This window comes from Saccharopolyspora phatthalungensis (assembly GCF_014203395.1).
In the GTDB taxonomy this organism is placed as follows: domain Bacteria; phylum Actinomycetota; class Actinomycetes; order Mycobacteriales; family Pseudonocardiaceae; genus Saccharopolyspora; species Saccharopolyspora phatthalungensis.
Genome location: NZ_JACHIW010000001.1, coordinates 5,154,862 through 5,173,212, shown reverse-complemented (window position 1 = coordinate 5,173,212; position 18,351 = coordinate 5,154,862). Strand labels below are relative to the sequence as shown.

Genomic DNA, 18,351 nt, shown 5'->3' with positions numbered 1-18,351 from the left:
ATGGGTCGGTACGGGTTGCTGGTCGATGGGGCGGTCAGTCGCCGTCGAGGATGGCGAAGAGCTCCTCGGCGGTGACGTCGTCGCCCAGCTCGTCGGCGCCGGTGTCGGCGGGCCGTTCGACGAGGTCGAGCAGGGCACGCAGCCGGGCGGCGAATTCCGCCCGGTCCAGTTCGGTGTCCGAGGACGCGGCGAACGCGGCCTCCAGCCGGTCGAGCTCGCTGGCCACCGTGGTGACGGCAGGCTGGGTGTCGTCGACGAGCGCGAGGTCAGCGAGCAGCTTGGCCGCCAGCGCCCTCGGTGTCGGGTGGTCGAACACGAGCGTCACCGGCAACCGCAGTCCGGTGGTCGCGTTGAGTCTGTTGCGCAGTTCGACCGAGGTAAGGGAATCGAACCCGAGTTCCTTGAATGCCTTGCCGCCCGGCACGGAGTCGGTGCCGTCGTGGCCGAGCACGGTCGCGGTGTGCCCGCGGACCAGGTCTACCAGGAATCGTTCGCGCTCGGTGGGGTTCATCGCGGCGAGCTTGTCCGTCAGCGTCGAGGCGCCGGCCTGCACGGTCTGCACGACACGGCGGGCAGGCGTGCGGACCAGGCCGCGCAGCAGCGGTGAGCTCTCACCGGTCGCCGACCGCAGTGCCGCCACGTCCAGTCGTACCGGCACGAGCGCGGCGTTCTCCGCCGCGCTGCCGGCGTCGAACAGCTTTAGGCCGTCCTCAGTGGATAGTGCGGCGATGCCGGAGCGGGTCATCCTGGCGACGTCGGCGTCGTCCAGGTGGGCGGTCATGCCGCCGCGCTGGGCCCAGAACCCCCACGCCAGCGAGGTCGCCGGCAGGCCCGCGGCCCTGCGGTGCTGGGCGAGCCCGTCCAGGAAGGCGTTGGCCGCCGCATAGTTGGCCTGACCGGCGCTGCCCAGGGTGGCCGCCGCCGAGGAGAACAGCACGAACGCGGCCAGGTCCATGTCCTTGGTCAGCTCGTGCAGGTGCCACGCGGCGGCGACCTTGGGCCGCAGGACGGTGTTCACCTGCTCCGTGGTCAGGGACTGCACGAGCCCGTCCGACAGCACACCTGCCGCGTGCACGACCGCTGTCAGGGGGCGGTCGGCCGGGATCGAGGCCACCAGGTCGGCGAGTTGCCCGCGATCGGCCACGTCACACGCGACGAACGTGGCGCGCTCACCAAGTTCTGCCTGCAACAGCTGGGCTTCCTCGGTCCGTGCGCCGCTGCGGCTGGCCAGTACCACGTGGCCGACCCGCTCGGTGACGAGCAGGTGCCGTGCCACCTCGGCGCCGAGCGTGCCGGTCCCGCCAGTGATCAGCACGGTGCCGTTGCGGTCGAGCGGGGCCGGGATCGTCAGCACGATCTTGCCGATGTGCTTGGCCTGGCTGAGGAATCGCAGCGCCTCCGGTGCGTGCCGCACGTCCCAGACCGTGACCGGGGCGGGCGACAGCGCGCCGCTGTCGAACAGCGCGAGCAGGTCAGACAGCATCTGCTGGATGCGGTCCGGACCCGCGCTGATCAGCTCGAACGCCGTGTAGGCCACACCTGGGTGGGTGGCCGCGACCTCGTCGGCGTCGCGGATGTCGGTCTTGCCCATCTCGCTGAACCGCCCGCCGCGCGGCAAAAGTCGCAGCGACGCGTCCACGAACTCCTTGGCCAGCGAGTCCAGGACTACGTCGACGCCCCGGCCGTTGGTCGTGGCCATGAAGTGGTGTTCGAACGTGAGGTCACGGGAGGAGGCGATGTGGTCGTCGTCGAGGCCGAGTTCCCGCAGCGTGGGCCACTTGGCGGGGCTGGCCGTGGCGAAGACCTCGGCACCGAGGTGCCGGGCCAGTTGCAGCGCCGCCATGCCGACACCGCCGGTCGCCGCGTGGATCAGCACCGACTCGCCGACCCGGAGGCCGGCCAGGTCGACGAGACCGTAGTACGCGGTGAGGAACACGACCGGTACCGACGCGGCCTCGGCGAACGACCAGCCCACCGGCATCTTGGCCACCAGCCGGTGGTCGGCGACGACCGTCGGACCGAACGCGCCCTCGATGAACAGGCCGAACACGCGGTCGCCCGGTGCGAATCCGGTGACCCCTGGGCCTACTTCGAGCACCACGCCGGCGCCTTCGCTGCCCATAATCGCCACACCGGGGTACATGCCGAGCCCGACCAGGACGTCACGGAAGTTCAGGCCGGCGGCCCGTACCGCGATCCGCACTTGTCCCGGCTCCAGCGGCGCGAGAGCCTGCGGGGCCGGCAACGACGCCAGGTTCTCCAGAGTGCCGACGGCGGAGACATCGATTCGCCACGTGGATTCCCCTGCCAGCGAGCGGAGTGCACCGTTGCTGGCGAGCGTCGCCAACTGCGGGACGTACGCTGTACCCGCGCGGACCGCGACCTGCGGTTCACCGGCGTCGATCACGGCCGGGACCACGGCGGTGGACGCGTCGCCACCGTCAAGGTCGAGCAGCACGAACCGGCCCGGGTTCTCCGACTGCGCGGTCCGCACGAGGCCCCAGACGGCGGCTCCGGCGAGGTCTCGCACGTCGTCTTGCGTACCGACAGCGACCGCACCAGTCGTCACGAACACCAACCGAGTCTCAGCGAACCGCTGGTCGGCCAACCAGAACCGGATCAGCCCCAGCGCCTCGTGCGTGGCGTCGACCGTCCGGTCGGCGGCATTGACGCCGAGATCGAGCGCACCCACGTTGAGCACGACATCGGGCACGGCGGTGCCCTCGGTGACGCCCCAGTCCGGTTGCTCCAGGCTCGGGCAGGCGCTGACCAGGGCACCCGCCGTCTCCAGGGCCTCGCGCAGGCCGATGGCGTCCGGCCCCATGACCACGTAGTGGTTGTCGCTGGTCTGGGCCGTGACGGTCCTGGCCTGCCAGCGCACGTGGTACAGGCTGTCGGGGACCTTGTCGCGCTGGACCTGGTCGGCGGACATCGGCCGGATCTCCAGCGTCCCGATCGACGCAAGCGGCAGGCCGGTGGCGTCCGCGATGTCCAGTGCTGCCGCGTTCTCCCCGATGAACCGGACCCGGATCCGCGCGGCGGTGGCGCCGGCCGCGTGCAGCGACACCCCGCTCCACGAGAACGGCAGCAGCGCCTGGCCGTCGGTGCCGAGGCCGATCCCGTGCAGGGCGGCGTCGAACAGCGCCGGGTGCAGGGCGAAGCCGGTGACGTCCTGTTCGGTCGGCATCTCGACCTCGACGTACACGTCGTCGATGCTGCGCCAGGCCGCCTTCACGCCCCGGAACGCCGGGCCGTAGCCGTAGCCGCGATCAGCCATGTCCTGGTAGAAGCTGGTGACGTCGATCGGGTCGGCGCCGGTGGGCGGCCATTGGGCGAGGTCCTGGCCCGGCCGGTCGGTGGCGTTGGCCAGCACACCGGTCGCGTGCCGGGTCCATTCCTCGTCGTCACCGGTACGGGAGTGCACGGAGAGCGTGCGCCGGCCGTTGTCGTCGGCGGCGCCGACTTCCAGCTGGATCCGCACGTCAGTGGTGTCGGTGAGGGTCAGCGGTGCTTCGAGGACGAGTTCTTCGAGCAGGTCGCAGCCGACCTGGTCACCGGCGTGGATCGCCAGTTCGACGAAGGTCACACCGGGCAGCATCACGGTGCCGAGCACGCCGTGGTCGGCGAGCCAAGGGTGTTCGCGCAGCGAGACCCTTCCTGTGCAGAGGAATCCGCCGGACGCGGGCAGTGCCACCATGGCCCCCAAGAACGGGTGCCCGGCCGAGGTCAGCCCGGCCGCTGCGACGTTGCCGTGCCCGGACTTCCCGGCGTCGAGCCAGAACCGCTTGTGCTGGAACGCATACGTCGGCAGCGCGACCTTCCGGCCACCGGCCAGCACTGGCGACCAGTCGACCTCGACGCCACGGCTGTAGAGTTCGCCCGCGGCCGTAAGGAACCGCTGGAGCCCACCGTCGTCGCGACGCAAGGTACCGACCGCGATGTCGACCGTCTCCCCCAGCGCCATGGTCAGCACCGGGTGCGCACTCGCTTCGACGAAGACCCCGAAACCCTGCTCGACCAACGCCCGCGTAGCCTCTTCGAACCGCACCGTCTCCCGCAGATTCCGGTACCAATACTCCGCATCCACCAAACGATCCAGCCAACCAGCCGTCACCGTCGAAAAAAACGGCACCCGCGGCACACAAGGCTCGATCGGCGCCAGCACCTCCAACAATTCCTCCCTGAGCACCTCAACATGCGCCGAATGCGAGGCATAATCCACCGGGACCACCTTCGCCCCCTCCACCCCCGCCAACACCGCAGCAAGCCCCCCAGGATCACCCGACACCACCACCGACGACGGACCATTCACCGCCGCAACCCCAACACCCTCCGGCAACACCACCCCATCCACCGACAACGGAACCGACACCATCCCACCACGACCAGACAACGCCACAATCGCCTTCGACCGCAACGCAACCACCCGCGCCGCATCCCGCAACGACAACGCACCCGCCACACACGCAGCCGCAATCTCACCCTGCGAATGCCCCACCACCGCAGAAGGCTCCACACCATACGACCGCCACAACTCCGCCAACGACACCATCACCGCAAACAACACAGGCTGAACAACATCAACCCGCTCCAACGCCACCGCATCACCCAAAACCTCAAACAACGACCAATCCACAAACTCCGACAACGCCCCCGCACACTCCCCCATCCAACCCGCAAACACCTCGCAAGACCCCAACAACTCCACCGCCATACCAACCCACTGCGAACCCTGACCAGGAAACACGAACACAGTCTTACCGCGTGGCTCGGCCCGCCCCGTGATGCCCTGACCTTCGGCGACCGCGTCGAGCCCGCGCCGGAATCCGTCAATGTCCTGGCCGATCACCACCGCGCGGTATTCCAGCGCCGCCCGGGTCGTGGCAAGGGAGAAACCGATGTCCAACGGCGCCCCTTCGACCGCCTTCAGCCGTGCGGCCTGGTCCTTCAGCGCCTGCTCGCTCTTTGCGGACAGCACCCACGGCACCGGTGTCGTGGTCTCAGGCGTCGGCAAGGCTTCCACCTGCGCCGCACCTTCGATGATCACGTGGGCGTTCGTACCGCTCACACCGAACGACGACACACCGGCACGCATCGGGCCTTCCCACGGCTGGGCCTCGGTCAGCAGTGAGAGCTCCCCGGCCGACCAGTCGATGTGCGGCGACCGCTCGTTCGCATGCAGAGTGCGCGGAAGAACCCCGTGCCGCATCGCCTGCACCATCTTGATCACACCACCGACACCGGCGGCCGCCTGCGTGTGACCGATGTTCGACTTCAACGAACCAAGCCACAGTGGACGGTCACGGTCCTGACCATAGGTCGCGATGATCGCCTGCGCCTCGATCGGGTCACCCAGCACCGTTCCCGTGCCGTGCGCCTCAACCACATCAACATCCGAAGCGGACACACCAGCGTTCGCCAGCGCCTGACGAATCACCCGCTGCTGCGACGGACCATTCGGCGCCGTCAAACCATTCGACGCACCATCCTGATTCACCGCCGAACCACGAACCACCGCCAACACCCGATGACCATTGCGCCGAGCATCCGACAACCGCTCCAACAGCAGCATGCCGACGCCCTCGCCCCAACCGGTGCCGTCGGCGCCAGCACCGAAGGACTTGCAGCGCCCGTCGGCAGAAAGCCCGCGCTGCCGCGAAAACTCGACGAACAAGCCAGGACTCGCCAACAGCACGACACCGCCAGCCAATGCCATCGTGCAATCGCCGTTGCGCAGTGCTTGTGCCGCAAGGTGCATCGCGACCAGCGACGAGGAGCACGCGGTGTCGACGGTGATGGCCGGCCCCTCCAGACCGAACACATAGGACAGTCGGCCGGACGCGACCGCGCCGGCGCTGCCAGTGAGCAGCTGCCCTTCCACGGCCTCCGGGACATCGTGGACGCGGGAGGCGTAGTCGTTGTACATGACGCCGACGAACGCACCGGTCCGGCTGCCCTTGACCGACGTCGGGTCGATGCCCGCACGCTCGAACAGCTCCCACGTGGTCTCCAGTAGCAGCCGCTGCTGCGGGTCGGTGGCCAGTGCCTCACGGGGACTCATGCCGAACAGCTCGGGGTCGAACTCGGCGGCGTCGGCGAGGAACGCGCCGTGCCGGGTGTACGAGGTACCGGCATGCTCGGGGTCAGGGTGGTAGAGGCCGTCGAGGTCCCAACCGCGGTCGGTCGGGAACTCCCCGACGGCGTCACGGCCGTCGAACACCAACTGCCACAGGTCTTCCGGCGACCGGACGTCCCCCGGGTAGCGGCAGGCCATGGCGACGATGGCGATCGGCTCGTCGGTGGCGACCGCGTCCACGACGGCCGCGACCTCGACCGGTTCACCGGCCAGTTCGGACACCAAGTGGTCGGCCAGTGCGAGCGGTGTCGGGTGGTCGAAGACCAGGGTGGCGGGCAGCGCCAGCCCGGTGACACCGTTGAGCCGGTTGCGCAGTTCCACCGCGGTCAGCGAGTCGAACCCGTTGTCCTTGAACGGACGTTCTGCCGCGACGCCACCGGCACCGCTGTGTCCGAGCACTGCGGCGACATGCGTGCGGACCACGTCCAACACCGCCGCCCGCCTCTCCTCCGGAGTGAGGTCGGCGAGGGTACGAGCGAGCCCGGTCACGCTGGTCTGCGCGGACCGTGCGACCCGACGTTGCCGGCCGCGGACCAGGCCTCGCAGGACGGTCGGGACCGGCCCGTTGCGCAGTGCGGCGAGATCCAGCGGCACGGTCACGGCCAGCGGCTCGTCCAGGCGCAGGGCCGCGTCGAACAGGGCGAGGCCGTGGTCGTTGGTGAGCGGTCGAAGCCCGGTGCGGGCCAACCGGTCGAGGTCGCCCGCGCCGAGACCGCGGGTGAGTTCGCTCTGCTGTTCCCAGTAGCCCCAAGCCATCGAGACGGCCGGCAGACCCTGCGCGCGGCGGTGGTGCGCCAGCGCGTCGAGGAAAGCGTTGGCGGCCGAGTAGTTGGCCTGTCCGGCGGTTCCGAAGGTCGCCGACGCCGACGAGTACAGCACGAACGCCGCGAGGTCGAGGTCCTTGGTCAGTTCGTGCAGTGCGATCGCCGCGTCGACCTTGGGACGCAGTACCGGGCCGACCCGGTCGGAGGTCAGCGACCCGAGCACACCGTCGTCCACGACGCCCGCGGTGTGCACGACGGCGGTCAGCGGGTGCTCGGCCGGGATGTCCGCGAGCACGGCCGCGAGCTGGTCGCGGTCGGCGGCGTCGCAGGCGACGATCCGCACCCACGCACCCAGCCCGGTGAGCTCGGCGTGCAGGTCGTCCGCGCCGTCGGCCTCCGAACCACGACGGCTCGTGAGCACAAGGTTCCGCACGCCGTGCGCGGTGACGAGGTGCTTGGCGAGCAGGCCACCGAGGGTGCCGGTGCCACCGGTTATCAGCACGGTGCCGTCGGGGTTAAGTTCCCGAGCGGGCGCGGTGCCTTTAGGTCGTGCGAGCCTCGGCACGAGCACAGTGCCCGCACGCAGTGCGACCTGCGGTTCGTCGAGCGCGACCGCGCTGGCCAGCACGTCGGCGGACGTAGGGTCGTCGTCGGTGTCGACCAGCACGAACCGGCCGGGGTTCTCGGTCTGCGCGGACCGCACGGCCCCCCACAGTGTGGAGTGGGCGAGGTCGAGCAGGTCGTCACCGATCGCGCGGTGCGTCAGCACGACGAGCTTGTCCTCAGAGGTACGGTCACGCAGGAGCTCCAGCAACCGGGTGGTCGCCGCGTGCGCCTCGGTGACGACGTCACCGTCGACCGGCCGGAAGTCCAGCACCTCGGGCAGGTCGGCAGTCTGCCCCACCGGGACCGGCGTCCACACCACGTTGAACAGCGAGTCGCGCAGCTCTGGCCGTGCGTCGATCTGGTCGGCGGAGGCGGGTCGCAGCACGAGGTTGTCCACCTCGGCGACGGGTGTGCCGCTCGTATCCGTGGCCAGCAGCGACACTGAGTCGTCCGAGGTCACGTGCAGGCGAACCCGCAGCGAGGTGGCGCCGACGGCGTGCAGCGCGACGCCCGACCAGTTGAACGGCAGTCGGATGCCCTGCGCGAGGACGTCGCTGAGGCCGACCGCATGCAGGCACGCGTCGAGCAGCGCCGGGTGCAGTCCGAACCGGGCGGCCTGTTCGTGCTGATCGTCGGGCAGCGCGACCTCGGCGTACAGGTCGTCGCTCGCGCGCCAGACCGTGCGCAGCCCCTGGAAGACTGGGCCGTAGTGGTAGCCCATGTCGGCCAGCGCTTCGTAGTAGCCCGCGATCGACACCTGTTCGGCACCGGCCGGCGGCCATTCGGTGAGGCCGGCCGGCACTTGGTCCTCGCCAGGGCTGAGCGTGCCCGCCGCGTTCTTGGTCCACGGCCGGTCGGCGCCCGGTCGGGAGTGGATCGTGACCGCACGCCGCTGCCGCTGGTCGGGTGCGCCGACGAGCACCTGCACCGTCACCGATCCCTGGTCCGGCAGCACGATCGGCGCCTGGAGGGTCAGTTCGTCGAGACGGTCGCAGCCCGCCTCCTCGGCCGCGCGCAGCGCCAGTTCGACGAAGGCGGTGCCCGGCACGATCACCGTGTCGAAGACGCCGTGGTCGGTGAGCCAGGGCTGGGCGTGCCGGGACAGCTCACCGGACAGCAGCACCTCGTCCGACTCGGCCACGGGGAGCGCGGCGCTGAGCATCGGGTGATCCGTACCGCCCGTCGGGGCCGGAGCGGCCGGGTCGAGCCAGAACCTCTTGCGCTGGAACGCATACGTCGGCAGCGCGACCTTCCGGCCACCGGCCAGCACTGGCGACCAGTCGACGTCGATACCACGGCTGTAAAGCTCGCCCGCGGCCGTGAGGAACCGCCGCAGCCCGCCGTCGTCACGCCGCAAGGTGCCAACAGCGAAGTCGACCGTCTCCCCTATCGCGGCGGTGAGCACGGGGTGCGCGCTCACCTCGACGAAGGCAGTGAAACCCTCCTCGACGAGCGCTCGCGTTGTCCGCTCGAACTGGACCGTCTCCCGCAGGTTCGTGTACCAGTACTCGGCGGTCAGACCGGTGGCGTCGAACTCGGCGCCGGTCACCGCGGAGTAGAACGGCACCGTCGACACCTGCGGCGTGATCGGCGCCAGCACCTCCAGCAATTCCTCCCTGAGAACCTCAACATGCGCCGAATGCGAGGCATAATCCACCGGGACCACCTTCGCCCCCTCCACCCCCGCCAACACCGCAGCAAGCCCCCCAGGATCACCCGACACCACCACCGACGACGGACCATTCACCGCCGCAACCCAAACACCCTCCGGCAACACCACCCCATCCACCGACAACGGAACCGACACCATCCCACCACGACCAGACAACGCCACAATCGCCTTCGACCGCAACGCAACCACCCGCGCCGCATCCCGCAACGACAACGCACCCGCCACACACGCAGCCGCAATCTCACCCTGCGAATGCCCCACCACCGCAGAAGGCTCCACACCATACGACCGCCACAACTCCGCCAACGACACCATCACCGCAAACAACACAGGCTGAACAACATCAACCCGCTCCAACGCCACCGCATCACCCAAAACCTCAAACAACGACCAATCCACAAACTCCGACAACGCCCCCGCACACTCCCCCATCCAACCCGCAAACACCACAGAAGACTCCAGCAACTCCAACGCCATACCAACCCACTGCGAACCCTGACCAGGAAACACGAACACCGGCCGACCGGCGCCGCTCACCGCAACGGATTCGCCTGCCGTCAGTGCGGCCAAGCCCGCGTCGAAGTCGGCGCGATCCGAACCGATCACCACCGCGCGGTGCTCGAACGCCGTGCGCGTCGTCGCCAGCGAGTAGGCGATGTCCAGCGGCGAGCCTTCGACCGACCTGAGTTGCGCGGCCTGGTCCCGGAGCGCTTCCGGCGACTTCGCGGACAGCACCCACGGCACCGGACCGTCACCGACCTCCGATGTCTCGATCTCCGGCTGCTCGGGGGCTTGCTCCAGCACCACGTGCGCGTTCGTCCCGCCGACGCCGAAGCCCGAGACACCCGCCCGCCTCGGCCGGTCGGTCCCTTCCCACGGCCGGGCCTCGGCCAGCAACGACACCCGTCCCTCGGACCAGTCGACATGCGGCGAGGGCTCATCGGCGTACAGGGTCTTGGGCATGATCCCGTGCCGCATCGCCTCCACCATCTTGATCACACCACCGACACCAGCAGCCGCCTGCGTATGACCGATATTCGACTTCAACGAACCAAGCCACAGTGGACGATCACGGTCCTGACCGTAAGTCGCGATAATCGCCTGCGCCTCGATCGGATCACCCAGCGCCGTTCCCGTACCATGCGCCTCAACCACATCAACATCCGAAGCAGACAGACCAGCATTCGCCAACGCCTGCCGAATCACCCGCTGCTGCGACCGACCATTCGGCGCCGTCAAACCATTCGACGCACCATCCTGATTCACCGCCGAACCACGAACCACCGCCAACACCCGACGACCATTACCCCGAGCATCCGACAACCGCTCCAACAACAACACACCAACGCCCTCAGACCAACCAGTCCCATCCGCACCAGCACCAAACGCCTTACACCGACCATCAACCGACAAACCACGCTGCCGCGAAAACTCCACAAACACACCCGGCGTCGACATCACCGTCACACCACCAGCCAACGCAAGCGAACACTCACCACTACGCAACGCCTGCACCGCAAGATGCAACGCCACCAACGACGACGAACACCCCGTATCCACGGTCATCGCCGGGCCTTCCAGCCCGAACGTGTAGGAGATGCGACCGGACACGACGCTGCCGATGTTGCCGGTGAGGATGTAGCCTTCGAGATCCTGTGGTGCCTGGTGCATCCGGGGGCCGTAATCCTGGGCCATCGCGCCGACGAACACACCGGTGTCGCTGCCCCGCAACGAGTCCGGGTCGATGCCCGCGCGCTCCAGCGCCTCCCACGAGGTCTCCAGTAGCAGCCGCTGCTGCGGATCGGTCGCCAGTGCCTCACGCGGGCTCATGCCGAAGAAGTCGGCGTCGAACAGGGCCGCGTCGTGCAGGAAGCCGCCGCTGCGGGTGTAGGACTTGCCGGGCACTCCGGGGTCGGCATCGTAGAGGGAGTCGACGTTCCAGCCACGGTCGGACGGGAAGTCGGAGATCGCGTCCACGCCACCGGCGACCAGGTCCCATAGGTCTTCCGGGCTGCGCACGCCACCGGGGAAACGGCATCCCATGGCCACGATTGCGACAGGTTCGTCCAGTGCGACGACGGCCGGCGCGGTTGCCGTCTCCGTCGTGGTGCCGAACAGTTCGCCGTCGAGGAAGCGGGCCAGCGCCTGCGGTGTCGGATAGTCGAAGATCAGGGACACTGGCAGCTTGCGGCCGGTCGCGGTGACGAGCTTGTTGCGCAGCTCCACCGAGGTCAGCGAGTCGAAGCCGATCTCCTTGAACGCCCGCGACGGTTGCACGGCGGTGTCGTCCCGGTGACCGAGCACGGCAGCCGCGTGCCCACGCACGAGGTCGAGCAGTGCCCGCGAACGGTCCACATCGGACAGTCTGGGCAGGCTCGCCGCCAGTTCACCGCGCGGACTGTTTTCGTCTGCGCTCAGGACGCGTCGCAGCTCAGGCAGGTCGGCCAACAGTTGGCGCGGCCGGGCCGAGGTGAACGCCGGTCCGAACCGCTGCCAGTCGATGTCGGCGACCGTCAGCGTGATGTCCCGGGCCTCGACGGCCTGCCACAGCGCGGTGATCGCCGTCTCCGGCGACATCGCGAGCACGCCGAGCCGCCGCCACTTGTCCTCCTGACCGTCGACGGCACCCATTCCGCCGCCGCCCCAGGCACCCCAGGCGACAGCGGTGGCGGGCAGACCCAGGTCGCGGCGGTGCTTGGCGAGTCCGTCCAGGTAGGCGTTCGCGGCACCGTAGACGCCCTGGCCCGCGCTCCCCCAGATGCCCGACCCCGAGGAGAACAACACGAACGCGTCGAGGTCGCGGTCACGGGTCAGCTCGTCGAGGTTGCGTGCACCCGCGACCTTGGGCCGCAGCACCTTCTCGATCTGCTCGACGGTGACGTCCTCGATCGGCGCCTCGACCAGCGTGCCGGCCGCGTGCACGACAACGCGCAGGTCGGGCAGCGAATCGAGGAGTTCCGCCAGCCGCGCGCGGTCGGCGGCGTCGCAGGCGGCGACCGTGGCGGAGGCCCCTAGCGACGAGAGCTCGGCCACGAGTTCGGAGGCGCCGTCGGCCTGCTCGCCGCGACGGCTCGTCAGGACAATGTGCTCGACGCCGGACTCCGCCAGCCGGCGGGCAACATGCGCACCCAGCGCACCCGTACCGCCGATGATCAGCGCGGTTCCGCCCGGCTGCCAGGGCTTGGACACGGTCGCCGGTGCGGCGCGGACGAGCCGGCGCGCGTAGACCTGCTTCCCCCGGACCGCGACCTGGTCTTCGAAGTCCGCGCCCGCGAGGGCCTTCCGGAGCGCGGCCACGTCGTCGGAGAGATCGACGAGGCCACCACGCCGGTCCGGCCGTTCCAAGGCGTATGCCCGGCCCAGCCCCCAGACGAGCGCCTGCTCGGGGTGGTCGAGCGGGTCGTCACGGTCGACCGCGACCGCACCACGCGTACCCAGCCACACCGGCACCTCCGGTGCCGACTGGAGCAGGTTCACCGTCGCGGCGAACCCTCGGCTGGCCGACTGGCCCGGCTCGCGGCGTTCGTCGAGGCCCAGCAGGGATAGCACGCCAGCGACCGGTATCTCGGGTAGCGCCACCGTCTCGCCGTCGACGACCAGCCGCACGACGTCGGTACCCAGCCCGTGGGCGCACGCCTCGACCAGCGGATCTTCGGTGTAGTTCGCCGGCACGACCAGCAGCCAGGTTCCAGACGGCCCATTGTCGTCCCGGATGTCCAGCGGACGCCAGGTGACTCGGTAGCGCCAGTCGTCAGTCGCGCCGACCTGTCGGCGGGGCCGCTTAGCGGTCAGCCAGTAACGTTCGTGCTGGAAGGCGTAGGTCGGCAGCGCGATCCGCCGGCCGGCAGGGATCACGGCGCCCCAGTCGAGGACGGCGCCACGCACGTGGGCTTCCGCCAGCGCGTTGACGAACCTCGGCAGGCCACCGTCATTGCGCCGCAGGGTGCCGACCGCGTACGCCGAGGCCTCGACATCCTCGACCGTCTCCCCCAGGGCCATGGTCAGCACCGGGTGCGCACTCGCTTCGACGAAGACCCCGAAACCCTGCTCGACCAACGCCCGCGTAGCCTCTTCGAACCGCACCGTCTCCCGCAGATTCCGGTACCAATACTCCGCATCCACCAAACGATCCAGCCAACCAGCCGTCACCGTCGAAAAAAACGGCACCCGCGGCACACAAGGCTCGATCGGCGCCAGCACCTCCAACAATTCCTCCCTGAGCACCTCAACATGCGCCGAATGCGAGGCATAATCCACCGGGACCACCTTCGCCCCCTCCACCCCCGCCAACACCGCAGCAAGCCCCCCAGGATCACCCGACACCACCACCGACGACGGACCATTCACCGCCGCAACCCCAACACCCTCCGGCAACACCACCCCATCCACCGACAACGGAACCGACACCATCCCACCACGACCAGACAACGCCACAATCGCCTTCGACCGCAACGCAACCACCCGCGCCGCATCCCGCAACGACAACGCACCCGCCACACACGCAGCCGCAATCTCACCCTGCGAATGCCCCACCACCGCAGAAGGCTCCACACCATACGACCGCCACAACTCCGCCAACGACACCATCACCGCAAACAACACAGGCTGAACAACATCAACCCGCTCCAACGCCACCGCATCACCCAAAACCTCAAACAACGACCAATCCACAAACTCCGACAACGCCCCCGCACACTCCCCCATCCAACCCGCAAACACCTCGCAAGACCCCAACAACTCCACCGCCATACCAACCCACTGCGAACCCTGACCAGGAAACACGAACACAGTCTTACCGCGGCCCTGTGCGCTCCCCCGCAGCACACGCGGTGACGGCCTCTCACCGATGACCGCATCCAACGCCTCGCAGAAATCCGCACTGTCCTCACCCATCAGCACCGCACGATGCTCGAACGCCGTCCTCGTAGTCGCCAGCGAGTACCCGATGTCCGCAACGGCAGCCCCCGCCTCCAACACCTCCCGCAACCGCCGGGCCTGATCACGCAACGCCCGCTCGGACCGACCCGACACCGGCCACAACACAACACCGCCATGCTCAGACCGCGCCGGCTCCACTACCTCCAGAGCCTGCTCGACGATCACATGCGCGTTCGTGCCACTCACACCAAACGACGACACACCCGCACGACGAGGACGATCGACCTCCCACGGCACATTCTCCGTCAACAGCGACACCGCACCCGCAGACCACTCCACCTTGGGCGAGGGCACATCGACGTGCAGAGTCCGAGGCATGATCCCGTGCCGCATCGCCTCCACCATCTTGATCACACCACCGACACCAGCAGCCGCCTGCGTATGACCGATATTCGACTTCAACGAACCAAGCCACAGTGGACGATCACGATCCTGACCATAAGTCGCGATAATCGCCTGCGCCTCGATCGGATCACCCAACGCCGTACCAGTACCATGCGCCTCAACCACATCAACATCCGAAGCAGACAGACCAGCATTCGCCAACGCCTGACGAATCACCCGCTGCTGCGACCGACCATTCGGCGCCGTCAAACCATTCGACGCACCATCCTGATTCACCGCCGAACCACGAACCACCGCCAACACCCGACGACCATTACCCCGAGCATCCGACAACCGCTCCAACAACAACACACCAACGCCCTCAGACCAACCAGTCCCATCCGCACCAGCACCAAACGCCTTACACCGACCATCAACCGACAAACCACGCTGCCGCGAAAACTCCACAAACACACCCGGCGTCGACATCACCGTCACACCACCAGCCAACGCAAGCGAACACTCACCACTACGCAACGCCTGCACCGCAAGATGCAACGCCACCAACGACGACGAACACGCCGTATCCACGGTCATAGCGGGACCTTGCAGGCCGAGCACGTACGAGATACGGCCGGACGCCACACTGCTGGTGCTGCCGGTCAGGCCGTAGCCGTCGAAGCCCTCAGGCACCTCGTGCAGCTGCGGCAGATAGTCCTGGGCCATCGCGCCGACGAATACGCCGGTGTCGCTGTCCCGCAGCGACTTCGGGTCGATGCCCGCGCGCTCCAGCGCCTCCCACGAGGTCTCCAGTAGCAGCCGCTGCTGCGGATCGGTCGCCAGCGCCTCACGCGGGCTCATACCGAACAAGTCCGCGTCGAACATCGCCGCGTCGTGCAGGAAGCCGCCGCTGCGGGTGTAGCTCGACCCGAATCGCTCGCCGTCGGGGTCGTACAGGGATTCCAGGTCCCAGCCACGATCGGTCGGGAAGCCGGAGATCGCATCCACCCCGTTGGCTACCAGGGCCCAGAGATCTTCCGGACTGCGCACGCCACCAGGGAGGCGGCAGCTCATCCCCACGATCGCGATCGGGTCGTCTGATGCCTTCGACGCCGCACGCACCTGCGTCGACTCCTCCGGCGTGCTAAGCGCCCCGGCCAGCGCGGTCGGCGTCGGGTAGTCGTACAGGGCCGTGTGCGGCAACGACCGGCCGATGGCCTTGCTCAGCCGGTTGCGCAGTTCGACCGCCATGTGCGAGTCGAAACCGAGGTCCTTGAACGTCAGGTGCGACTCGACGGACGCCCGCGACGTGCCGAGCACGACCGCCGCGTGGGCACGCACGAGTCCGAGCGCGTCGAAGTCCTCGACGACGACCGGCTCCGACTCAGCGATTTCCTCCACGGTATCGAACCAGAACCGGCGGCGCTGGAACGCATACGTCGGCAGCGCGATCCGACGCCCGCCCGGGAACACCGAGGACCAATCGACGGCGACACCGTTGACGTGCAGCTCCGCGAGCGAGGACATGAACCTGCCGAGTGACCCGTCGTTGCGCCTGGACGACCCGACGACCACGGCCGAGCACGCGGTCTCCTGCACAGCGGCGACAAGAACCGGGTGCGCACTCGCTTCGACGAAGACCCCGAAACCCTGCTCGACCAACGCCCGCGTAGCCTCTTCGAACCGCACCGTCTCCCGCAGATTCCGGTACCAATACTCCGCATCCACCAAACGATCCAGCCAACCAGCCGTCACCGTCGAAAAAAACGGCACCCGCGGCACACAAGGCTCGATCGGCGCCAGCACCTCCAACAATTCCTCCCTGAGCACCTCAACATGCGCCGAATGCGAGGCATAATCCACCGGGACCACCTTCGCCCCCTCCACCCCCGCCAACACCGCAGCAAGCCCCCCAGGATCACCCGACACCACCACCGACGACGGACCATTCACCGCCGCAACCCCAACACCCTCCGGCAACACCACCCCATCCACCGACAACGGAACCGACACCATCCCACCACGACCAGACAACGCCACAATCGCCTTCGACCGCAACGCAACCACCCGCGCCGCATCCCGCAACGACAACGCACCCGCCACACACGCAGCCGCAATCTCACCCTGCGAATGCCCCACCACCGCAGAAGGCTCCACACCATACGACCGCCACAACTCCGCCAACGACACCATCACCGCAAACAACACAGGCTGAACAACATCAACCCGCTCCAACGCCACCGCATCACCCAAAACCTCAAACAACGACCAATCCACAAACTCCGACAACGCCCCCGCACACTCCCCCATCCAACCCGCAAACACCTCGCAAGACCCCAACAACTCCAACGCCATACCAACCCACTGCGAACCCTGACCAGGAAACACGAACACCGGCCGGTGAACCTCGTCCGCGACACCAGTCACAACCTCGGCGGCTACCTCACCGGATGCCAGCGCCGCCAACCCGCCTAGCAAGTCTGAACCGACCACAGCCGCCCGGTGGCGCAGGCTCGTCCGTGTCGTGGCCAGCGAGAATCCCACATCGGCCAGCGAGACCGACGGCTCGTCGTTGAGGTACGCGAGCAGACGTTCCGCCTGAGCACGAAGACCCGCCTCCGTCCGTCCGGAAAGGACGAACGGGCCCGAGCTCCCCTCCGAGCTGGAGCCCTCAGCGGCATCGGGCCCCGAGCGAACCACGACGTGGCAATTGGTGCCACCGACACCGAACGAGCTGACACCGGCGACCAGCGAACCCTGCCATGGAGCGAGTTCCCGCTGCACGCGGATGTTCAGGTCGTCGAACGGGATCTCCGGGTTCGGCGCCTCGAAGTTCAGGCTCGCCGGGATCTCGCGGCTGTGCAGCGACAGTACGACCTTGAGCAGGCCGGCGATGCCCGCGGCACCTTCGAGGTGACCGATATTGGTCTTGACCGAGCCCACAGCGAGCGGCTTACCCGCGCGGCCCAGCACCGTGCCCAGGGCTGCGGCCTCGATGGGGTCACCGACCTTCGTGCCCGTGCCGTGCAGCTCGACGTAGCCAACCTCGGCGGGGTCGATGCCCGCGCGCTGATACGCCCGCGCGATGACAGCAGACTGCGCCGCCGCACTCGGCGTCGTCAGCGTCTCGCTGCGACCATCGTTGTTGATCGCGCTTCCGGCGATCACCGCGTACACGGTGTCGCCGTCGGCCAGCGTGGCCGACAGCGGCTTCAGCACGACCAGACCGCCGCCCTCACCCCGGACGAAACCGTTGGCGCGCGCGTCGAACGTGAAGCAGCGCCCGTCCGGCGACAGGCCGCCGAACTCCGTCATCACCCGCGTGCTCTCCGCCGCGAGGTTCAGGTTCACGCCGCCGGCGACCGCTGTCGCAGACTCACCCGCGCGCAGACTCTCACAGGCCAGGTGCACCGCGACCAGCGACGAGGACTGCCCGGTGTCCACGGTCATGCTGGGGCCGTGCACGCCGAGCGTGTACGACACGCGGTTGGCGATGATGCCCCGGTGCAGCCCGGTCAGGCTCTGGTGGCTGATCGCGCCCTGTCTGTGGGCCAGGGTCGCGTAGTCGTCCCAGATGGCGCCGATGAACACGCCGAGGTCGCTGTCCCGCTGCGCGAGCGGCACCACGCCGGCGTGTTCGAGCGCTTCCCAGGCCAGTTCGAGCATCAGGCGCTGCTGAGGGTCGGTCGCCGCCGCCTCACGCGGTGACATGCCGAAGAACTCCGGCTCGAAATGGCCGGTGTCGGGCACCCGACCGGCCCACACACCGTCCACCTGGGACAGTGCGTCGGCGCCGTCGCGCAGCAACCGCCAGAAGGAACGCACGTCTGGCGCACCGGGCAGGCGGCACGACATGCCAATGATCGCGATCGGTTCCGTCGTCGACACGGTGACTTCCTTGGTCGGTCGGG

The 18,351-nt window shown here is 68.3% G+C and carries 1 protein-coding gene; it reads right to left on the bottom strand.

Going from position 1 to position 18,351, the window contains the following annotated elements; translation table 11 throughout:
• Positions 1-34: 34 nt before the first annotated feature.
• Complete coding sequence (locus BJ970_RS37135) at positions 35-18,328, bottom strand: type I polyketide synthase (RefSeq protein WP_221467293.1); 18,294 nt, start codon at positions 18,326-18,328, stop codon at positions 35-37.
• Positions 18,329-18,351 lie beyond the last annotated feature (23 nt).